This window comes from Marinovum sp. PR37, from assembly GCF_028807375.1.
In the GTDB taxonomy this organism is placed as follows: Bacteria; Pseudomonadota; Alphaproteobacteria; order Rhodobacterales; family Rhodobacteraceae; genus Marinovum; species Marinovum algicola.
In genome coordinates, this window is sequence record NZ_JARAML010000003.1 from 218,052 (window position 1) to 237,044 (window position 18,993).

Annotated in this window: 21 protein-coding genes; 10 read left to right on the forward strand and 11 right to left on the reverse strand. The window is 62.9% G+C overall.

From position 1 onward, the window contains the following. Positions 1-34: 34 nt before the first annotated feature. Together PVW49_RS04175 and hrcA are read right to left on the reverse strand one after the other, a co-directional pair. On the reverse strand, positions 35-595 hold the full coding sequence (locus PVW49_RS04175; protein ID WP_048533552.1) for a nucleotide exchange factor GrpE: 561 nt from the start codon (positions 593-595) through the stop codon (positions 35-37). Between the two features lie 9 nt (positions 596-604). After that, complete coding sequence (gene hrcA, locus PVW49_RS04180) at positions 605-1,669, reverse strand: heat-inducible transcriptional repressor HrcA (protein WP_048533553.1); 1,065 nt, start codon at positions 1,667-1,669, stop codon at positions 605-607. Between the two features lie 105 nt (positions 1,670-1,774). On the opposite strand from hrcA, the gene rph reads away from it, so the two are divergent. The 3 genes from rph to hemW are packed head-to-tail and all read left to right on the forward strand — an operon-like array spanning position 1,775 to position 4,249. Then, positions 1,775-2,488, forward strand: a complete 714-nt coding sequence (gene rph, locus PVW49_RS04185; protein ID WP_274589962.1) for a ribonuclease PH — start codon at positions 1,775-1,777, stop codon at positions 2,486-2,488. Next, positions 2,485-3,096, forward strand: a complete 612-nt coding sequence (gene rdgB / locus PVW49_RS04190) for an RdgB/HAM1 family non-canonical purine NTP pyrophosphatase (protein WP_274589963.1) — start codon at positions 2,485-2,487, stop codon at positions 3,094-3,096. The genes rph and rdgB overlap by 4 nt, the downstream gene beginning before the upstream one ends. Further along, positions 3,059-4,249 carry a radical SAM family heme chaperone HemW gene (gene hemW / locus PVW49_RS04195; protein ID WP_274589964.1) on the forward strand — a complete coding sequence of 397 codons (1,191 nt, stop codon included), beginning with the start codon at positions 3,059-3,061 and terminating at the stop codon, positions 4,247-4,249. Before rdgB ends, hemW begins: the two co-directional genes overlap by 38 nt. Positions 4,250-4,252: 3 nt before the next feature. Here hemW and PVW49_RS04200 read toward each other — a convergent pair whose 3' ends face one another. Genes PVW49_RS04200 through rho form a run of 6 tightly spaced genes read right to left on the reverse strand, consistent with a single transcriptional unit; the run spans position 4,253 to position 11,007 of the window. Then, on the reverse strand, positions 4,253-5,143 hold the full coding sequence (locus tag PVW49_RS04200; RefSeq protein ID WP_048533557.1) for a ParB/RepB/Spo0J family partition protein: 891 nt from the start codon (positions 5,141-5,143) through the stop codon (positions 4,253-4,255). Positions 5,144-5,154: 11 nt separating this feature from the next. Continuing rightward, entirely contained in the window at positions 5,155-5,964 is an 810-nt protein-coding gene (locus PVW49_RS04205) for a ParA family protein (protein ID WP_048533558.1), read from the reverse strand. After that, on the reverse strand, positions 5,957-6,565 hold the full coding sequence (gene rsmG, locus PVW49_RS04210; protein WP_274589965.1) for a 16S rRNA (guanine(527)-N(7))-methyltransferase RsmG: 609 nt from the start codon (positions 6,563-6,565) through the stop codon (positions 5,957-5,959). The genes PVW49_RS04205 and rsmG overlap by 8 nt, the downstream gene beginning before the upstream one ends. Beyond that, a complete protein-coding gene (gene mnmG, locus PVW49_RS04215; RefSeq protein ID WP_274589966.1) occupies positions 6,562-8,424 on the reverse strand; it encodes a tRNA uridine-5-carboxymethylaminomethyl(34) synthesis enzyme MnmG in 1,863 nt (620 codons plus the stop codon). The genes rsmG and mnmG overlap by 4 nt, the downstream gene beginning before the upstream one ends. 11 nt (positions 8,425-8,435) lie before the next feature. Further along, positions 8,436-9,722, reverse strand: coding sequence for a tRNA uridine-5-carboxymethylaminomethyl(34) synthesis GTPase MnmE (gene mnmE / locus PVW49_RS04220; RefSeq protein WP_274589967.1), 1,287 nt, complete (start codon positions 9,720-9,722; stop codon positions 8,436-8,438). A gap of 13 nt (positions 9,723-9,735) precedes the next feature. Next, entirely contained in the window at positions 9,736-11,007 is a 1,272-nt protein-coding gene (gene rho, locus PVW49_RS04225) for a transcription termination factor Rho (protein WP_048533561.1), read from the reverse strand. 566 nt (positions 11,008-11,573) lie between these two features. Between rho and PVW49_RS04230 the strand changes: the two genes are divergently transcribed. The 4 genes from PVW49_RS04230 to dnaQ are packed head-to-tail and all read left to right on the forward strand — an operon-like array spanning position 11,574 to position 14,272. After that, the gene (locus PVW49_RS04230; RefSeq protein ID WP_274589968.1) at positions 11,574-12,173 is read left to right on the forward strand and encodes a Maf family protein; all 600 of its coding nucleotides are present in this window, start codon (positions 11,574-11,576) and stop codon (positions 12,171-12,173) included. Continuing rightward, on the forward strand, positions 12,170-13,000 hold the full coding sequence (locus PVW49_RS04235; protein ID WP_274589969.1) for a shikimate dehydrogenase: 831 nt from the start codon (positions 12,170-12,172) through the stop codon (positions 12,998-13,000). The genes PVW49_RS04230 and PVW49_RS04235 overlap by 4 nt, the downstream gene beginning before the upstream one ends. Next, positions 12,997-13,590, forward strand: coding sequence for a dephospho-CoA kinase (gene coaE, locus PVW49_RS04240; RefSeq protein ID WP_274589970.1), 594 nt, complete (start codon positions 12,997-12,999; stop codon positions 13,588-13,590). The genes PVW49_RS04235 and coaE overlap by 4 nt, the downstream gene beginning before the upstream one ends. Then, positions 13,583-14,272, forward strand: coding sequence for a DNA polymerase III subunit epsilon (gene dnaQ, locus PVW49_RS04245; protein WP_048533564.1), 690 nt, complete (start codon positions 13,583-13,585; stop codon positions 14,270-14,272). The genes coaE and dnaQ overlap by 8 nt, the downstream gene beginning before the upstream one ends. Positions 14,273-14,305: 33 nt before the next feature. On the opposite strand, the gene secB is transcribed toward dnaQ, so the two are convergent. Together secB and PVW49_RS04255 are read right to left on the reverse strand one after the other, a co-directional pair. Continuing rightward, complete coding sequence (secB, locus tag PVW49_RS04250) at positions 14,306-14,833, reverse strand: protein-export chaperone SecB (RefSeq protein WP_048533565.1); 528 nt, start codon at positions 14,831-14,833, stop codon at positions 14,306-14,308. A 53-nt stretch (positions 14,834-14,886) separates the two neighbouring features. Beyond that, complete coding sequence (locus PVW49_RS04255) at positions 14,887-15,369, reverse strand: FxsA family protein (RefSeq protein WP_048533566.1); 483 nt, start codon at positions 15,367-15,369, stop codon at positions 14,887-14,889. Positions 15,370-15,477: 108 nt separating this feature from the next. Between PVW49_RS04255 and PVW49_RS04260 the strand changes: the two genes are divergently transcribed. From PVW49_RS04260 to PVW49_RS04270, 3 genes are read left to right on the forward strand one after another with little or no spacing between them, the layout of a single operon-like run. Then, positions 15,478-16,137, forward strand: coding sequence for a Tim44/TimA family putative adaptor protein (locus PVW49_RS04260; protein WP_274561948.1), 660 nt, complete (start codon positions 15,478-15,480; stop codon positions 16,135-16,137). A gap of 9 nt (positions 16,138-16,146) precedes the next feature. Beyond that, positions 16,147-17,181 carry a murein transglycosylase A gene (gene mltA, locus PVW49_RS04265; protein ID WP_048533568.1) on the forward strand — a complete coding sequence of 345 codons (1,035 nt, stop codon included), beginning with the start codon at positions 16,147-16,149 and terminating at the stop codon, positions 17,179-17,181. After that, complete coding sequence (locus PVW49_RS04270) at positions 17,178-17,771, forward strand: Smr/MutS family protein (RefSeq protein ID WP_274561949.1); 594 nt, start codon at positions 17,178-17,180, stop codon at positions 17,769-17,771. The genes mltA and PVW49_RS04270 overlap by 4 nt, the downstream gene beginning before the upstream one ends. Here the strand turns inward: PVW49_RS04270 and PVW49_RS04275 are convergent. Continuing rightward, positions 17,755-18,975: an MFS transporter gene (locus PVW49_RS04275; RefSeq protein WP_274589971.1), complete on the reverse strand. Its 1,221-nt coding sequence runs from the start codon at positions 18,973-18,975 to the stop codon at positions 17,755-17,757. The two genes, PVW49_RS04270 and PVW49_RS04275, sit on opposite strands and share 17 nt — an antisense overlap. Between the last annotated feature and the right edge of the window lie 18 nt (positions 18,976-18,993).

The following is an 18,993-nucleotide window of genomic DNA, read 5'->3' on the forward strand; positions in this document are numbered from 1 at the left end:
AAAAACGCCGCCCCGAGGGGCGGCGCTTTCAAACTTACCCGCCGGTGTTCGACGAGACCCCGACCTGCGCCGGGCGCAAGAGACGGTCGTGCATGATGAATCCGTCGGCCGAAACCTGGATGATCTCGCCGGCCTTGGTGCCGGGCACCGGGGCTTCGAACATCGCCTCATGATGCTGCGGATCGAATTTGTCGCCAACCTGCGGCGTGATCGGATCGATGCCGTGTTTCTTCAGCACCGACACCAGCTCGCGCATGGTCAGCTCGACACCCTCGATCAGCGCGGCGGCGACCTCTTTCTGGTCTTCCGGGGTCGCCTCGACCGCCCGTTTCATGTTGTCGTAGACCGGCAGCAGGTCGCGCGCCAGACGCGAGCCGCCATACCGCTCGGCGTCATGCCGTTCCTTTTGCGCCCGCTTGCGCGAATTCTCGGCATCGGCCAGGGCGCGCATGAATTTGTCCTGAAGCGCGTCGCGCTCGGCGCGCAGCGTGTCCAGCTCGATCGCTGCGTCGTCCATCTCTTCCATCTCGCCTGCAAGTTCTTCGGCTTCTGCCTCGTCAATATCGTCGAGGAATTCTTTCTCCGGCTCTGCCATTCTTCACCTCTAACTTCGGTCGGAAATCAGCTTGCCGACCAGCTGTGCCGTATAATCCACGATCGGAACGATGCGCCCGTAGTTCAGCCGCGTGGGGCCGATCACACCGACCGCACCGATGATCTTTCGATCCGCGTTCATATATGGAGAGACCACCAAAGAGGAACCCGAAAGAGAGAAAAGTTTGTTCTCTGAGCCGATAAAAATCCGCACACCATCGCCGGTTTCGGTCAATTCGAGGAATTCGGCAATGTCCCGCTTACGTTCGAGATCGTCAAACAGCACGCGAATCCGTTCCAGGTCTTCCTCGGCCCCTTGCTCGCCCAGAAGATTCGACCGTCCGCGCACGATCAGCCGGGCGGAATCGGCCGCATCGTCCGACCAGATCGCCAGCCCGCTTTCGACCAGTTCCTGTGACAGGCTGTCGATTTCCTGGCGACGTTTCTTGATCTCCTTGGTGAACTCGCTGCGCAGCTCGCTGAGGGTGCGGCCTTCGATCAGCGCATTGAGGAAATTCGCCGCCTCGCGCATCGAGCTCGGCGTCTGGCCCGGCGGCGGAGTGAAGATCCGGTTTTCGACGTGACCATCGGCAAAGACCAGCACCACCAGCGCCCGGTCCTGCGCCAGCGAGACAAATTCGATATGGCGGATCGGCGCCTCGTGTTTCGGCGTCAGCACCAGCGAGGCGCCATGGGTCACCCCCGAGAGCGCCGATCCCACCCGATCGAGCAGGTTCGACACATCACTGGCATTGTCGCCCAATGTCTGATCGAGCGCGGCGCGATCTTCCATCGCCAGCTCGTCGACCTCGAGCAGCCCGTCGACGAACATCCGCAGCCCCTGCTGGGTGGGAATCCGTCCGGCGCTGACATGCGGGCTGTCGAGCAGGCCGAGGTATTCCAGATCCTGCATCACGTTTCGCACCGTCGCGGCGCTGACCTTTTGTGACAGGGTGCGGGTGAGCGTGCGCGAGCCCACCGGCTCGCCCGTGCTCAGATAGCCTTCGACCACCCGGCGAAACACTTCGCGCGAGCGGTCGTTCATCTCTTCGAGTATTCTCGAGCCGTCGCTCATCGGGCTCTGACCCCTTCCTTTCCTGCCATCGGACCACGCCACGACAGGGTTGCGCAACAGGCCGCCCGCCCGTATCCCGGCGGAGAAACCAGCAAGGACAAGATCATGCGACCGTCTGGACGGAACTTAAGCGAAATGCGCGCCGTTTCAATCGAAACCGGTGTCACGAAACATGCAGAAGGCTCCTGCATGATCAGGATCGGCGACACCCATGTGCTCTGCACCGCCACCATCGAGGACCGGGTGCCACCCTTCATCAAAGGCTCGGGCCTGGGCTGGGTGACGGCGGAATACGGCATGCTGCCGCGCGCCACCAACACCCGCATGCGGCGCGAAGCCTCGGCCGGCAAGCAAGGCGGCCGCACGGTGGAAATCCAGCGGCTGATCGGCCGCAGCCTGCGCGCCGGTGTCGACCGGGTGGCGCTGGGGGAACGTCAGATCACTGTCGACTGCGATGTGATCCAGGCCGATGGCGGCACCCGCTGCGCCTCGATCACCGGCGGCTGGGTGGCGCTGAAACTGGCGGTCAACAAGCTGATGAAGACCGGCGATGTGGTCTCGGATCCGCTGACCGATCCGGTGGCCGCGGTGAGCTGTGGCATCTATGCCGGCCAGCCGGTGCTCGACCTCGACTATCCCGAAGACAGCGAAGCCGGCGTCGATGGCAACTTCATCATGCTCGGCAGCAAGCAGCTGATCGAAGTGCAGATGTCGGCCGAAGGCTCTGTGTTTTCCCGCGATCAGATGAACGCGCTGATGGACCTGGCCGAAAAAGGCGTCGAGGAACTTGCTGCGACGCAGAAAGCGGCGGTGGCATGAGCCGGAAATTCTCGGGCGACAAGCTGGTCATCGCGACCCACAACCAGGGCAAGCTAGAAGAAATTCAGGCTTTGCTCGCGCCATATGGCGTCGAGGTTGTGGGCGCGGCGACATTGGGGCTGGACGAGCCCGAGGAGACCGAGACCACATTCGTCGGCAATGCCCGGATCAAGGCGCATGCGGCGGCCAGGGCCACAGGCCTGCCCGCCCTTGCCGATGACAGCGGCATCGAGATCACCGCGCTGGGCAACGCCCCCGGCGTCTATACGGCCGATTGGGCCGAAACCCCGAATGGCCGCGATTTCGAGATGGCGATGCGCCGCACGCATGAGGAGCTCGAGGCGATAAAGGCCCCCCACCCCCGGCTGGCGCAGTTCTGCTGCACCCTGGTGCTGGCCTGGCCCGATGGCCATGACGAGGTGTTCCCCGGGGTGATGCCGGGCAAGGTGGTATGGCCGATGCGCGGCGATCAGGGGCATGGTTATGACCCGATCTTCGTGCCCGATGGCTATGACATCACCTTTGGCGAAATGGCGCGCTGGGAGAAAAACAGGATTTCGCACCGCGCCGATGCCTTCGCCAAACTCGTGGCCGGCTGCTTTGACTGAGGACTGGCAGGTCGGCGGCTTCGGGCTTTATGTCCACTGGCCGTTCTGCGAGGCCAAATGCCCGTATTGCGACTTCAATTCCCATGTTACCCGACGCATCGACCATGACGCCTGGCGCCAGGCCTATCTGAGCGAGATCGACCGGATCGCCGCGCAGACGCCGGGCCGCGTGCTGCGCTCGGTCTATTTCGGCGGCGGCACGCCGTCGCTGATGCAGGTCGAAACGGTCGAGGCGGTGCTGAACCGCGTGGCGCAGCGCTGGACCCTGGCGAATGACGTGGAAATCACCCTGGAGGCCAACCCCTCGTCGGTCGAGGCCGGCCGTTTTCGCGGCTATCGCGCCGCCGGGGTCAATCGCGTTTCGCTGGGCGTGCAGGCGCTGAATGACACCGATCTGCGGCGGCTCGGGCGGCTGCACGACGTGGCGCAGGCGGAAGCGGCAATTGCCATTGCGCAAGAGACCTTCGAGCGGATGAGTTTCGACCTGATCTATGCCCGGCAGGATCAGAGCATTGCCGAGTGGGACAGCGAATTGCGCCGGGCGCTCGACATGGACGTCGACCACCTGTCGCTCTACCAGCTGACAATCGAGGATGGCACCGCCTTTGGCGATCGTTTCAAGGCCGGCAAGCTGCGCGGTCTGCCGCAGGAAGAGCTTTCGGCGGATATGTATGCGCTCACCCAGGAGATTTGCGAGGCCGCCGGCCTGCCGGCGTATGAGGTGTCGAACCATGCCCGCGAGGACCGGCAATCGCGGCACAACCTGATTTATTGGCGCGGCGGCGATTATGCCGGCATCGGGCCCGGCGCGCATGGGCGGCTGACACTCGACGGCGTGCGGATTGCCACCGAGGCGCGGCGCAATCCCGGCGCCTGGCTTGCGGCCGTGGCGCAGGGCGATGCGGAAGCGCGCAGTACGCTGAACACCACAGATATTGTGTTGGAATACATCATGATGGGGCTGAGAACATCAGAACCGCTTGATCTGGCGCGCCTGAAAGCGCGCACCGGGGCCGAGATTCCGGCGGCCCGGCTTGCCCATTTGCAAGAGCTTGGTATGATCGAGCTGCGTGACGCGCTGGTTTCGGTCACCCCGGCGGGGCGACCGATCCTCAATGCGGTGATTTCCGAGCTGATCCGCGACTTTGACTGAACGCTATTCGCCCGCCAGTCTGCGGCAGAGATCGTCGAGCTGCTCGAGCGAGCTGTAATTCAGCACCAGTTTGCCGCCTTCGCTGCCCGGTTTGTGCTCGACCGAGACCTTGAGGCCGAGATGCGCCGAAAGATCGCCTTCGAGGGCGCGGGTGTCGGCATCCTTGCCTTTCGGCTCTGCAAGAAACCCGGTTGTCGGCGCTTTCGGCTCGGGCGCGTCGCCCTGCTTGGCCGCCTTTTCGGTTTCGCGCACCGAGAGACCCTGGGCCACCACCCGTTTTGCCAGCCCGACCGGATCGTCGCAGGTTACCAGCGCGCGGGCATGGCCGGCCGAGAGCTCGCCCTGCTGCAACATTTCGCGCACCTCGTCGGGCAGCGTCAGCAGGCGCAGCAGATTGGCGATGTGGCTGCGGCTCTTGCCAAGCGCCTTGGCCAGCTTTTCCTGGGTATGGCCGAAGCGGTCCATCAGCTGGCGAAAGCCCATCGCCTCTTCCACCGGGTTGAGATCGGCGCGCTGAATGTTCTCGATAATGGCGACTTCGAGCACTTCGGTGTCGGTGAAATCTCGAATGATGACCGGGATCTCGTGCAGCTGCGCCATCTGCGACGCCCGCCAGCGGCGTTCGCCGGCAACGATTTCATAGCGGTCTTCGCCTTGCGGGCGGACAATCAACGGCTGGATCACGCCCTTTTCCGCGATCGAATTCGCCAGCTCCTGAAGCGCGTCCTGGGTGAATTGGCGGCGCGGCTGATCGGGGTTGGGGAAAATCCGCTCGACCGGGATCATCCTGTCGGCGCGGCGCGGCGCCTCGCCGGTTTCGCCGGGCGTCTGCTCGACATCCGCCATCAACGCCGACAATCCGCGGCCCAGACCGCGACGTTTTTCCTGTTTCATCTGCTCTCTCCCTATGCAGCGCGGCGGGCGTTTTTCCCTACCAGTTCTTGGGCCAGGGCGCGGTAGGCCATCGCACCCTTGGAGTTCGTATCATATTCAAGCACCGGCACCGAATAGGACGGCGCTTCGCTGACGCGGACATTGCGCGGGATCAGCGTCTGGAACACAAGATCGCCAAGGTTGTCGCGCGCGTCCATCTCGACCTGTTGCGAGAGGTTGTTGCGCGCATCATACATCGTCAGCACCACGCCTTCGATCCGCAGGCTCGGATTGGCGCTTTGCCGGACTTCGCGGATCGTCAGCATGAGCTGCGACAGACCTTCCAGCGCGAAGAATTCGCTTTGCAGTGGCACCAGAACGGAATGCGCGGCGACCATGGCATTGACAGTCAGCAGGTTGAGCGACGGCGGGCAATCGATCAGCACAAAATCGAAGCCGAATTGATCGATCGCGGTCTGGCGCAGGGCGTCATGCAGCAGAAAGCTGCGTTTTTCGTTGGAAATCAGCTCGATATCGGCAGAAGAGAGATCAACTGTCGCCGGGATGATCGCCAGCTTTTCCACCGCGGTCGGCCGGATCGCCTCGGACAGGGCAACGTCTTCGAGCAGAAGCTCATAGGTTGTGAGATCGCGATCCTGCGGGACGACGCCGATACCGGTCGAGGCATTGCCCTGGGGATCAAGATCGACGATCAGGACATTGTAGCCCTGCTCCGCCAGGGCGGCGCCAAGGTTGATTGTGGTGGTTGTCTTGCCGACGCCGCCTTTCTGGTTGGCGACAGCGATGATTTTCGGGCCGATGGGACGGATCGGATCAGACACGGGAAATCTCTCTTATGCGTAGGATGACGGCGCCTTCTTGGGTACAGCTTTTAATCGCCTCACAGTGAAATGAAAATGACTTCTGCGCCTCGGCAACTTCGTTTTTCCAAGTGATGCCTTTGGGCAAGAGCGCGACCCCCTCCTGAGCGAGATGACGCTCGCAAAACCCAAGAAGCTGCGGCAGGGCCGCCAGAGCGCGGGCCGAGAGCACGGCGGCGGATTGCGCCTCGGTCGCTTCGATGCGCTCTGCGATCACCGTGCCGGTGGACCCGGTTTCGCGCAGGACCGTGCGCAGGAACGCCGCCTTGCGCTGATCGGATTCCACCAGCGTGACCGAAAACCCCGGACGCTGCGCCAGGGCAACCACCAAACCCGGAAGCCCACCACCGGAGCCGAGATCGACCCAGGCGCCGGTGAGACCCTCGGCCGCCTCGAAAACTTGAAGGGAATCGCGGATATGACGCTCCCAGACATCCTGCAACGTCCCGCGGGAGACCAGATTGATCTTCGGGTTCCACTTGTGCAGGAGCGCAACGTAGTGCTCCAACCGCTCGAATGTTTCACGTGAAACATTGAGGCTCGACGCCAGCGCAGGGTTCATGCGGACCTGCGCTGTTCGAATTTCCGCAGCCTTGCGAGCAGTAGGGTCAGCGCCGCCGGGGTCATTCCCTCGACGCGAGAGGCCTGAAGAATGTTTTCCGGCCGTGCGGCCATGAGCTTGGACTTCAGCTCATTCGACAGGCCTTCGACCGCATCATAAGAGAAATCCGCAGGAATCTGCATCTTCTCATCGCGTTTAAGCGCCTCGACATCCCGCCGCTGCCGTTCGACGTAATTGGCATATAGCGCGTCCCTGGACAGCTGTTCCGCAATATCTGGATCCATATCTCCGATTTCCGGAAAAAGCGGCGTCAGCTGATCGATGGTTACATCCGGAAAGGCCAGCAATTGAAAGCCGGTGCGGCGCGCGCCATCATTGGTCAAACCGATCCCGGCAACCGCCGCTTCGCGCGGGGTGAAGGTGGCGGATTGCAGCAGATCGCGCCCCTTGTCCAGCTTTTCCGATTTCGCTTCGAACGCGGCGCGCCGGGCGACCCCGACGCAGCCGATTTCAAACCCGAGCGGCGTAAGTCTCTGATCGGCGTTGTCCGCCCGCAAGGACAGCCGGAATTCCGCGCGCGATGTGAACATGCGATAGGGCTCAGATACGCCGCGGGTGATAAGATCATCAATCATCACGCCGATATAGCTCTCGGACCGGCTCAGAAACACCGGCTCTTTGCCAAGCGCGAATGCCGCCGCATTCAGCCCGGCCACCAGCCCCTGGGCGGCGGCTTCTTCATATCCCGTGGTGCCATTGATCTGACCGGCGAGGAAAAAGCCCTCGACACCCTTCAACCCGAGCCGGGAATTCAGCGCCCGCGGATCGACGTAATCATATTCGATCGCATAGCCCGGTTGCAGGATCTCGACCTTCTCAAGCCCGGCGATGGAGCGCACATAGGCCTCTTGAACCTCGACCGGCAGGCTGGTCGAAATCCCGTTGGGATAGACCGTCTGACTGTCGAGCCCTTCGGGCTCGAGGAAAATCTGGTGGCTTTCCTTGTCGGCAAACCGCACGATCTTGTCTTCGATCGAGGGGCAATAGCGCGGGCCGATGCCATCGATATGGCCGCCGTACATGGCCGACCGATCGAGATTGTCGCGAATGATGTCATGCGTGCGTGCATTGGTATGGGTGATGCCACAGGGCACCTGGCGCAGATGCGGCGCCTTTGACAGAAAGGAAAACAGCACCGGATCTTCGTCGCCGGGTTGAATATCCAGACTGTCCCAGTCGATCGTCTTGGTATCGAGCCGCGGCGGCGTGCCGGTCTTGAGACGTCCGATGGGAAGTTCCATCGCATACAGCCGCTCGGCCAGTTTGTTCGAGGCCTCGTCGCCCATCCGGCCACCAGAGTACGAGACGTCGCCGATATGGATGACCCCGCGCAGAAAGGTGCCGGTGGTCAGGATCACCGCCTTGGCCGCCAACTCACTGCCGTCGGCCAGGGTGACGCCGCGCACGATCTCACCCGACATCACAAGATCGGTCACCTCGCCTTCGACAATCGTCAGCCCGGGGCAGGCCTGCATCTCGGCCAGCATCGTTTCGCGATAGACCTTGCGATCCACCTGGGCCCGAGGCCCCTGCACCGCCGGGCCCTTCCGCCTGTTGAGCAGCCGGAACTGAATGCCGGCCCGATCCGCGATGCGCCCGATCACACCGTCAAGGGCATCGACTTCGCGCACAAGATGCCCCTTGCCGAGCCCGCCGACCGCCGGATTGCAGGAGAGCACGCCAATACCCTCCGCCTTCAGTGTCACAAGAGCCGTCTCGGCCCCCATGCGGGCGGCAGCATGCGCCGCATCACATCCGGCATGGCCGCCGCCCACTACGATGACGTCAAAATGTTTCACGTGAAACACTCCTATTTACCGACGCAAAACCGCGAGAAGATTTCATCCAAAAGGTCCTCGACGTCGACCCTGCCCAAGAGGCTGCTCAACGCTCGAATCGCGATGCGCAATTCCTCTGCCGCTATATCATAGCCGTCCGGTCCATTTCGAACCCAAACCTTGGCCGTCGAAAGATGCGAGAGCGACCGCTCCATCCCCTGCCGATGCCGCAGATGCGTGGCCAACCCGGCCTCTGCGCTGCGCTCCGTCAACACCGAAGCCACTCGATCCACAAGATGATCCAGGCCCTCCCCAGAAATCGCGGAGATCCTGTGATCTCCCACTTGATGTAGATCCGCCTTGGAATACGCCAGGATATCACCCGGCCGCACCTCTAGCTCCGGTGTATCACCCGGCGCCAGAAGGAACAGCCGCAAATCCGCCGTCTCCGCCCTGCCCCGTGCCAGAGCCACGCCAAGCGCCTCGATCCTGTCTTCGGTCTCGCGCAGACCGGCGGTGTCGAGCAGTGTCACCGGCAATCCGCGCAGATCCATCCGCACCTCGATCACGTCGCGCGTGGTGCCGGCAATCTCCGAGGTTATCGCCGCCTCGCGTCCGGCCAGCGCGTTCAGCAGGGTCGATTTTCCGACATTCGGCTTGCCGACAATGGCAACCTCGAAACCGCTGCGGATCCGCTCGGAGACCGCCACGCCCTCAACCTGGCGGGTGATGCTGGTTTCGACCCCGGCCAGAAGCGCATCGACTTCGGGCGAGACATCGACGGGCACTTCCTCGTCGGCGAAATCGATTGTCGCCTCCAGAAGCGCCGCAGCCCGCACCAGATCCTCGCGCCACCGCGCCACCAGTTTTCCGAGATCGCCGGAGAGCACCCGCAGGGCCTGCCGCCGTTGCGCCTCGGTCTCGGCATCGATCAGATCGGCCAGCCCCTCGGTCTGCGCCAGATCGAGACATTCGTTCTCGAAGGCGCGGCGGGTGAATTCCCCGGCTTCGGCCAGCCGCAGGCCATCGACGCCGCCCAATTCGGCCAGGATCTTGCGCACCACGGCCACCGATCCATGGACCTGCAATTCGACGACATCCTCGCCGGTAAAGCTCGCGCCTTCGGCAAAACACAGCACAAGCGCCTCGTCGATCCGCACGCCGGCGCCATCGCGCAACAGCCGCAGCCCGGCCTGCCGCAATCTGGGCAAAGTGCCACAAAGCAAGCGGCCCGCGGCAAATGCCTGCGGGCCGGAAATCCGAATGACCGAAACACCGGCCTTCCCCTGGGCCGAGGCCAGGGCAAAGATCGTGTCCATATCTGCCTCCGGCTCAGGTGTTCATGGAATCGAAGAATTCCGAGTTGGTCTTGGTCTGCTTCAGCTTCGACAGCAGGAATTCCACCGCATCCGTCGTCCCCATCGGGTTGAGGATCCGCCGCAGCACGAAGGTCTTCTGAAGATCGAGTTTCTCGATCAGCAGGTCCTCTTTGCGGGTGCCGGATTTCAGGATGTCGATCGCCGGGAAGACGCGTTTGTCCGCCACCTTGCGGTCGAGCACGATCTCGGAGTTGCCGGTGCCCTTGAATTCTTCAAAGATCACCTCGTCCATCCGGCTGCCGGTGTCGATCAGCGCGGTCGAGATGATGGTCAGCGAGCCGCCCTCTTCGATGTTGCGCGCGGCACCAAAGAAGCGTTTCGGCCGTTGCAGCGCGTTGGCGTCGACACCGCCGGTCAGCACCTTGCCGGAGGACGGTACGACGGTGTTGTAGGCGCGGCCGAGGCGGGTGATGGAATCGAGCAGGATCACCACGTCGCGCTTGTGTTCGACCAGCCGTTTGGCCTTTTCGATCACCATTTCCGACACCGCCACGTGGCGCTGAGCCGGTTCGTCAAAGGTCGAGGAGATCACCTCGCCCTTGACCGAACGCTGCATGTCGGTCACCTCTTCCGGCCGCTCGTCGATCAGCAGGACGATCAGATAGCATTCCGGATGGTTCTTTTCGATGCTGCTGGCGATGTTCTGCAACAGCACGGTCTTGCCGGTCCGCGGCGGCGCCACGATCAGCGAACGCTGGCCCTTGCCGATCGGCGCAACCAGATCGATCACCCGGGCCGAACGGTCCTTGATGGTCGGATCCTCGATCTCCATCTTCAGCCGCTCGTCGGGATAGAGCGGCGTCAGGTTGTCAAAGGCGATCTTGTGTTTCGCCCGCTCGGGATCTTCAAAGTTGATCGCGGTGACATTCACCAGCGCGAAATAGCGTTCATTGTCATCCGGGGCCGAGATCTCGCCTTCGATGGAATCGCCGGTGCGCAGCGAGAATTTGCGGATCATCGTCGGAGAGACATAGATGTCGTCCGGCCCCGGCAGATAGTTGGCTTCCGGCGAGCGTAGGAAGCCGAACCCGTCTTGCAGCACCTCGAGCACGCCATCGCCGGACACCTTCCAGCCTTCGTCCGCGCGTTCGCGCAGGATCTGGAACATGATCTCGCCCTTGCGCATGGTCGAGGCGTTCTCGATCTCGAGCTCTTCTGCCATCGCAAGAAGGTCTTTGGGGCTTTTCGCCTTGAGATCGGCAAGGTTCAGGTGGTCTTCTGTCATGGCAAATCCGGGGCCTGCGCCGGTGTCGGCGCCATGGCATCGTCTGAAAGGGAAAATCGCATACCGGACGGTATGGAGCCCCTAGGTAGCTTTGAGCGGCCCTAGAGTCAATCGCCCTCGCTCGAGACGCGCGTCAGGCGCTTGTCCCCAGGCTGGCTCCGGTGCGTCTCCTCTCCCAAGAAATTAAAGAAAGAAGGTTTGATGTGGTGTGTAGGGCGTGGCTTTTCTGTGGATTACGCTGTCATCCAAGCATTTATCAACACTGTGCAGGACTGTGGTCCCAGGGGGTGGAGAACTTCTTGAAAGATGGAAAAAAATCGTGAAAAAATCGTTTTTTATCATCGACTTGTGTCCAAAAAGTTAACGGCCAATCTTGGGGATAACCGGCGGGACAGGCGTGGCGGCGTTCCGGCTCTTCACAGCCCGGCACTTGTCCTTTTCCCTCTGTGTCCGCTTGCCGGTCAATCCGGTGAAAATCGCCCGGATCCGGCGCCGGAACGCTCGACCTCGGAATCCCACACATGTATTCCTCCTGTCATCCGCCGCCCTTCCACGGAGTCATCCACATGCCGAAACCGCTCGTTCTGGCCTCGGGGTCCGAGATCCGCGCCGAAATGCTGCGCCGCGCCGGGCTCTCGGTCGCGGTGATGCCGGCAAGGCTGGATGAGGATTCGGTAAAACAGGGGATGCTGGCCGAAGACGCCGCGCCGCGCGACATCGCCGACCTTCTGGCCGAGATGAAGGCCGCCAAGGTCGCCGGCAAACGCCCCGATGCGCTGGTTCTGGGCTGCGATCAGGTTCTGGATTTCGAGGGTGCGCTGCTGTCCAAGCCCGAATCCCCGGAAGCGGCGGTCGCGCAGCTCTCGGAAATGAGCGGCAAGCGGCACAAACTGCTCTCGGCCTGCGTCGCCTTTGACGACGGCAAACCGGTCTGGCGCCATGTCGGTGTTGTCACCCTGAGCATGCGGGCGCTGAGCCCAGACTATATAGAGGATTACGTCGCACGGAACTGGCCGTCGATCCGCCATTCCGTGGGCGCCTACAAGCTCGAGGAGGAAGGCAGCCGCCTTTTCACCACGATCTCGGGCGATTATTTCACCGTGCTTGGACTTCCGCTGCTGCCTCTGTTGAATTGGCTGGCGATTCGAGGAGAGATTGCGACATGACGGAAAACGTGCCGCTGGCGGGGGTGATCGGACATCCGATCCACCAATCGAAATCGCCACAACTTCATGGCCACTGGCTGCGCCGCTACGGCATTCGCGGCCATTACATTCCGATGGATGTGGCGCCCGGCGATCTGGCCGATGTGATCCGGGTGCTGCCCCGCATGGGCTTTGTCGGCGTCAACGTGACGATCCCGCACAAGATCAACGTGCTCGACCTGGTCGACAGCATCACCGATCGCGCCACCATCATCGGCGCCGCCAATACGCTGATCGTGCGCCATGACGGCAAGATCATGGCGGACAACACCGATGGCTACGGGTTCATCGAGAATCTGCGCCAGAATGCGCCGGGCTGGGATCCCAAGGCCGGGCCGGCGGTTGTCTTTGGTGCCGGCGGCGCCTGTCGCGCCGTTGTCTCGGCCCTGCTCGACGCCGGGGTGGAAAAGGTGTTGTTGTCGAACCGCACCCGGATCAAGGCCGAACAGCTTCAATATGAATTCGGCAAGCGGGTTCAGGTGGTGGAATGGGTTCAGGCCGGCAATGTGCTCGAGGATGCGGGGCTTGTGGTCAACACCACTTCGCTCGGCATGACCGGCCAGCCGGAGCTGCGCGTGCCGCTCGACGGGTTGCAGCCCGGCACGGTGGTGACCGATCTGGTCTACAACCCGCTGCGCACGCATCTTCTGGCGGTGGCCGAAGACCGCGGCTGCGCGACCGTCGATGGCCTTGGCATGTTGCTGCATCAGGGTGTGCCGGGGTTCGAGCGCTGGTTCGGCCGCCGCCCCGAGGTGGACGCGGAGCTGCGGCGGGCCGTGCTGGGATGAGCTTTCGCCTCGGTCTGACCGGCTCGATCGGCATGGGCAAATCGACCACTGCGGCACTTTTTGCCGAACAGGGCTGCGCGGTCTGGGATGCCGATGCGGCGGTGCACAAGCTTTACGGCCCCGGCGGCGCGGCGGTGGCACCGATCGGTGCGCTCTGGCCCGAGGCGATTTCCGGCGGCGCGGTCTCTCGGCCGGCGTTGAAAGAGATCATCGCGCGGGACGCTGGCGCCCTGCCCCGGATCGAGGCCATCGTGCATCCTCTGGTGGCGCAGGATCGGGCGGATTTCGGCCGTCAAAGCGTGGCGGAGATCACGGTTTTCGACATTCCGCTGCTCTACGAGACCGGCGGCGCGGTACAGATGGATGCCGTGGTCTGTGTTTTCGTGGCGCCAGAAGTGCAACGGGCGCGGGTTCTGGCGCGCGGCACCATGACCGAGGCGCAATTCGCGCAGATCCTTGCCAATCAGATGCCAATCGCGGAAAAGCGCAGCCGCGCGGATTACGAGATCGAGACCGATACCCTGAGCCATGCCCGCGCGCAGGTTCAGGAGGTGCTGAGGGATATCAAAGTGAGGCTGGCCGATGCGTGAGATCGTTCTGGACACCGAAACCACCGGGTTCGACCCCGAAACCGGCGACCGCATCGTCGAGATCGGCGCCGTCGAGCTCTATAACCACATGCCCACGGGCCGCACCTACCACCAATACATCAACCCCGAGCGCGGCATGCCGCAAGAGGCCTTCGAGGTGCACGGTCTGGGCGATGAATTTCTGGCCGGCCAGCCGGTGTTCAAGCTGATTGCGCAGGATTTCCTCGATTTTGTCGCCGATGACGCCAAACTGGTAATCCACAACGCCAGCTTCGACATGAAATTCCTCAATGCCGAGCTGCGCTGGCTCAATCTGCCGCAGATCGCCATGGATCGCGCCATCGACACCGTTGCCATGGCGCGCAAGAAGTTTCCCGGCTCGCCGGCCTCGCTCGATGCGCTGTGCCGGCGGTTCAGCATCGACAATTCCGCGCGAACGCTGCACGGTGCGCTGCTCGACAGCGAAATCCTGGCCGAGGTCTATCTGGAACTGATCGGCGGACGGCAGCCCGGGCTAGTGCTGGCCAGTGTGGAAAAGACCAACGTCGCCAGCGGCGGCGGGGTCTGGAAGCCGCATCCCCGGCCAACCCCCCTGCCCGCGCGGCTGACAGAAGAAGAGCGCGCCGCCCATGCCGCCTTGGTCGAGGGCATGGGCGAAAACGCGCTCTGGAACCGGTATTGACGCGGCAGGCCGGGCTGCTGCCCGGCCGCGGTCTCATGCGTCGGGTGTGGCTTTCGCCTGGGCCTGCTGTGCGGCCTGGCGGCGCATAATTTCGTTGCGATAAAGTGCAACAAAATCAATCGTTTCCAGATTGAGCGGCGGGAAGCCGCCATCGCGGGTCACATCCGAGACGATGCGGCGCGCGAAGGGGAAGATCATTCGCGGACATTCGATCAGCAGATAGGGATGCAGCTGATCCTCGGGCACGTTCTCGATCTGGAAGACACCGGCGTAATCCATTTCCAGCAGGAAGAGCACGTCGCTGGTGGCCTTGGATTTCGAGGTGATCTTGAGCTTGAGCGCGACTTCGAACTGGTTGTCCTGCTGCCGCTTCTTGGCATCGAGGTTCACTTCGACCTGGATGTCGGGCTGCACCTCGCCGGTGGTGCCCTTTTGCGACAGGATGTTTTCGAACGACAGGTCGCGCACATATTGCGCCAGCACGTTCATCTTGGGCTGCTGCGCCTGCTGCTGTTGTTGCGGCTGCGCGGCTGCGCCGTTCTCGGTTTCGTTTTCGGCCATGGATTGTCTCCCCAAATGCGTTTGAGGTGCTTTACCAGCCCGGCCCTACAGGCTCAATGGCTGCTCCATCCCGAAGGGCCGCCGGGCTTGCCGTTTTCCTCGGAAACCTCGGAATAATCGCCGTCGATCACCGTGTCGCGTGGCTGCGGCCGGCGCGGATCAGGGCGCTGACCCATTTCGAAACGCTGCACCTTCACCCGTTTGCTGATGAAGTCAAAGACAACGGCCCGCACCGGCGGCATCAGCAGCGCAAAGCCCAGCGCATCGGTGAAAAACCCCGGAGTCAGCAGCAAGGCGCCGGAAAACAGGATCATCGCGCCATCGGCCAGCGGTTTTGTCGGGTTCTGCAATTCGGAAAACGATCGCTGGAGGTTGGCAATCGCATGCCGCCCCTGCTGGCGCACCATGATTGTGCCGAGGATCGCGGTTAGGATCACGATGGCCAGCGTCGGCCACAGACCGATCGCGCCACCAACCTGAATGAACAGCGCAATCTCGATCAGCGGAACGAGAAGAAAGGCCAGCAGAAGATACATGTAGCGATACCCCGAAGGTGAAAGATGGTGTGGTGGACTTGCACCCACCTTGGCCTTACATAAGTGCAACAGCATCCGCTTTCAAAGTGTGTCACTCATGAGGTTCTGATGAATTCGCCCCTGCTCCAGCTTCTTGTCCTTGCTGGGATTGCCGTATTTCTCATTCTGCGGCTCAAATCCGTGCTGGGCACGCGAGACGGCTATGAAGAGCCGCCGGTGCCTCGTGGGGGTGCGTCACAAGACGCCAAACGCGATTTCGAAGTGATCGAAGGCGGGCCGGACCACGATATCACCGATCATGTCCCCGAAGGTTCTTCGGCGGCGCGGGCGCTGACCGAGATGAAGCGGGTCGAACCGTCGTTCAACGTGTCGGAATTCATGGGTGGCGCGCGCGGCGCCTATGAGATGATCCTGATGGGCTTCGAACGCGGCGATCTGGCCGAGATCAAGCCGTTCCTCGCCGAGGATGTCTATGAAACCTTTGCCGAAGTCGTCGAGGCGCGCGAAGAACAGGGGCTGACCATCGAGGCCGAGTTCGTCGGCGTGCGCGAGCTGACGCTTCAGGATGCGACCTTTGACAAGGCGACCGACCGGGCCGAGATCACCATGAAATTCATCGGTGAGCTGACCCAGGTGGTGCGCGACAATTCCGGCGAGATCATCGAAGGCAGCCAGACCCAGGTCAAGAAACAGAAAGACATCTGGACCTTTGCCCGCAACATGGGCGCCGACGACCCGAACTGGGTGCTCGTGGCAACGGATGAGTGAGCCGGTGCCATGCGGAGGTTGCTGTCTCTTCTCGGCTTGATCGGCCTGACGATGGGCAGCTCTCCCGCCTCTTCTGAGATCTCTTATCAGGTTCTGTCCTTCGACCAGCTCGATGGCTGGGACAAGGACGACCACGATGCGGCGCTGCGCGTCTTTCGCAACACCTGCATCGACATGTATGGCCCGGACTGGAATGCGCTCTGTGCCCTGGCGCATGACATGGACGACGGGCGCGCCTTTTTCGAGCTGATGTTCCGGCCGGTGCTGATGGAAGACGGCCAGGAGATGCTCTTTACCGGCTATTTCGAACCCGAACTCGAAGGGTCCCGCTATCCCGGCGGGCGATTCCGTTGGCCTGTCTACCGCATGCCCGGCGAGGCGCAAAATCGCCCCTGGCTGTCACGGCGCGAAATCCTGACCTCCGGTGTGATGGATGGTCGCGGGCTCGAGATCGCCTGGGTCGATGATCCGGTCGAACTGTTTTTCCTGCAAATCCAGGGTTCAGGCCGCATCCGTCTGGATGACGGATCGGTGGTGCGGGTGGGTTATGCCGGCAAGAACGGCCATGAATACCGTTCGGTCGGGCAAGAGCTGGTGCGGCGCGGTGTCTATCAGTCGCATCAGGTCTCGGCCCAGGTCATCAAGAACTGGGTGCGGCGCAATCCGGTCGATGGCCAGGAGCTTTTGTTTCACAACCCGTCTTACGTCTTTTTCCGCGAAGTCTCGGAAGTGCCGGCCGAATTGGGGCCTCTTGGGGCGATGAACCGGTCGATCACGCCGATGCGCTCGGTGGCCGTCGACCCGGATATCGTGCGGCTGGGCTCGCCGGTCTGGATCGAAAAGGATGGCAAGGGGCCGATGCGGCGGCTGATGATCGCCCAGGACACCGGATCGGCGATCAAGGGCGCGCAGCGGGCCGACATCTTTGTCGGCACCGGCGACGAGGCCGGACGCAGGGCCGGGCGTCTGCGCGATCCGGGGCGGATGGTGGTGTTGATGCCGATCCAGCGGGCCTATGCCCTGCTGCCGGAATCGGTGCAATGACCCGCAAGCGCAAGCTGCGACCGGAAGAAGCGGAGCTTTGGGGTCAGGTTGCACGTTCGACCACGCCGCTCGATCGGGCGCGCGGGCTCGACAGCACCCGTCCTGCCCCGAAAAAGCCCGAACCGGCGCCGAAAGAGGCCAAACCCCGGATCGAGCCGTTCCGGGTCGGCCAGAACGCCCGCGCCACGCCCGCCGGAAATGCGCTGGCGCCGTCGATCTCGGCTTCGCTGGCGGCCGATCCGCTGGCGATGGACAAGAAGGCCTTTACCCGGCTCAAGCGCGGCAAGCTCAAGCCCGAAGCTCGGATCGATCTGCACGGCATGACGCTCGAGCGTGCGCATCCGGCGCTGGTGGGCTTCATCCAGCGCGCCTCGGCTCGGGACATGCGGCTGGTTCTGGTGATCACCGGCAAAGGCAAGACGCGGCCCGACGACGGCCCGATCCCGCAACGCCGCGGCGTGTTGCGCCATCAGGTGCCGCAATGGCTGCGGATGGCGCCGCTGGGGCCGCTGGTGCTGCAAATCAGCGAGGCGCATATCCGCCATGGCGGCGGCGGCGCCTATTACGTCTATCTCAGACGGCGACGCTGAGCCCCGGCCGCGCCTGCGTCACGCCGATGGCCATCATCGCGCTGGCAAAGACGAAATACCCGGCAACGCCCAGGTATTGCGCCTCTATCCCGACACCGGCGTCGATCAGGACACCGGTCAGCCCCGGCCCCAGCGCCGAGCCCAGCACCATGACCGCCGCCGCCATCGCCTTGATCGATCCCAGATGCGCGGTGCCGTAGAATTCGGCCCAGAACGCATTGGGCAGGGTCATGTTGGCGCCGGTGGACAAGGCCAGAAAGAAAAAGCCGAACAGCGCCGAGGCCGGGCTTGTGGCATAGGCGAAGAACACGAAAGCCGCGACCATCGGCACCTGGTAAAACGGCATCAGCCGCGCGGTGCCGAGCTTGTCGAGCAGCCAGCCCGAGACAATCATCGCGCCGACGCTGATCGCGGTATAGACCGGAAACAGCGCCACCAGATCGAGATGCGCCCAGCCCTTGACCTCGGCGTAATGCACCTGCTGGAAAAAGAACGCGGTGTTGAAGGCCGGCGGCCCCAGAAGCGCCGGCACCATGAACCAGAACAGCCGATGCCGCAGCGCCTCGCCCCGGGTCCATTGCCGCGCCTGCATGCCGGTGGATTGTTCGTTTGTGGCAAGGCTTTGCGGGGTACGTTCGCGGCGCAGGAGCAGCAGGAGCAGCGGAATGCCGGCGGCAGCGATCATCGCCGCGACGAGCCAGAGCAGACGCCAGTCGAACATTCCGAGCAGGGCGACAAAGACAATCGGCAGCAGCGCCTCGCCAAAGGAGAACCCGAGCGCGGCGATCGACAACGCCCTGCCCCGCATCGCCACGAACCAGCGCGCCATCGCGACCGCCGAGATATGGCTTGTCATGCCTTGCCCGGTCAGCCGCAGCGCAAAGATCACCAGTGGCAGCAGCCAGACGGTGGAAAACGCCATCGACAGGCAGGCCAGCGCCAGAAGCACCAGCACGCCCGAGCCCAAAACGCGGGCGCGAAACCGGTCGGTCAGACCGCCGGCCCAGACCATGACGGCGGCCGACAGCGTGGTGCCGAGCGAATAGATCCCGCCCCAGGCGCCATGGGACAGGCCGAATTCGGCGCGGATTTCACCGGCAAAGACCGAGATGAAGAAGGTCTGGCCGAAACTGGAAAGAAAGGCCAGAAGCGCCCCGGCGGCCAGCCAGGGAGCATTTTGCAACAGAAAGGATCGTTCACGCACAGCGATGGCTCCTTGCCG

What these genes read in the sequence shown, in the direction of transcription:
- PVW49_RS04175 (WP_048533552.1), bottom strand. Translation starts at nt 595, where the DNA reads ATGGCAGAGCCGGAGAAAGAATTCCTCGACGATATTGACGAGGCAGAA.
- hrcA (WP_048533553.1), bottom strand. Translation starts at nt 1,669, where the DNA reads ATGAGCGACGGCTCGAGAATACTCGAAGAGATGAACGACCGCTCGCGC.
- rph (WP_274589962.1), top strand. Translation starts at nt 1,775, where the DNA reads ATGCGACCGTCTGGACGGAACTTAAGCGAAATGCGCGCCGTTTCAATC.
- rdgB (WP_274589963.1), top strand. Translation starts at nt 2,485, where the DNA reads ATGAGCCGGAAATTCTCGGGCGACAAGCTGGTCATCGCGACCCACAAC.
- hemW (WP_274589964.1), top strand. Translation starts at nt 3,059, where the DNA reads ATGCCTTCGCCAAACTCGTGGCCGGCTGCTTTGACTGAGGACTGGCAG.
- PVW49_RS04200 (WP_048533557.1), bottom strand. Translation starts at nt 5,143, where the DNA reads ATGAAACAGGAAAAACGTCGCGGTCTGGGCCGCGGATTGTCGGCGTTG.
- rsmG (WP_274589965.1), bottom strand. Translation starts at nt 6,565, where the DNA reads ATGAACCCTGCGCTGGCGTCGAGCCTCAATGTTTCACGTGAAACATTC.
- mnmE (WP_274589967.1), bottom strand. Translation starts at nt 9,722, where the DNA reads ATGGACACGATCTTTGCCCTGGCCTCGGCCCAGGGGAAGGCCGGTGTT.
- rho (WP_048533561.1), bottom strand. Translation starts at nt 11,007, where the DNA reads ATGACAGAAGACCACCTGAACCTTGCCGATCTCAAGGCGAAAAGCCCC.
- PVW49_RS04230 (WP_274589968.1), top strand. Translation starts at nt 11,574, where the DNA reads ATGCCGAAACCGCTCGTTCTGGCCTCGGGGTCCGAGATCCGCGCCGAA.
- PVW49_RS04235 (WP_274589969.1), top strand. Translation starts at nt 12,170, where the DNA reads ATGACGGAAAACGTGCCGCTGGCGGGGGTGATCGGACATCCGATCCAC.
- coaE (WP_274589970.1), top strand. Translation starts at nt 12,997, where the DNA reads ATGAGCTTTCGCCTCGGTCTGACCGGCTCGATCGGCATGGGCAAATCG.
- dnaQ (WP_048533564.1), top strand. Translation starts at nt 13,583, where the DNA reads ATGCGTGAGATCGTTCTGGACACCGAAACCACCGGGTTCGACCCCGAA.
- secB (WP_048533565.1), bottom strand. Translation starts at nt 14,833, where the DNA reads ATGGCCGAAAACGAAACCGAGAACGGCGCAGCCGCGCAGCCGCAACAA.
- PVW49_RS04255 (WP_048533566.1), bottom strand. Translation starts at nt 15,369, where the DNA reads ATGTATCTTCTGCTGGCCTTTCTTCTCGTTCCGCTGATCGAGATTGCG.
- PVW49_RS04260 (WP_274561948.1), top strand. Translation starts at nt 15,478, where the DNA reads ATGAATTCGCCCCTGCTCCAGCTTCTTGTCCTTGCTGGGATTGCCGTA.
- mltA (WP_048533568.1), top strand. Translation starts at nt 16,147, where the DNA reads ATGCGGAGGTTGCTGTCTCTTCTCGGCTTGATCGGCCTGACGATGGGC.
- PVW49_RS04270 (WP_274561949.1), top strand. Translation starts at nt 17,178, where the DNA reads ATGACCCGCAAGCGCAAGCTGCGACCGGAAGAAGCGGAGCTTTGGGGT.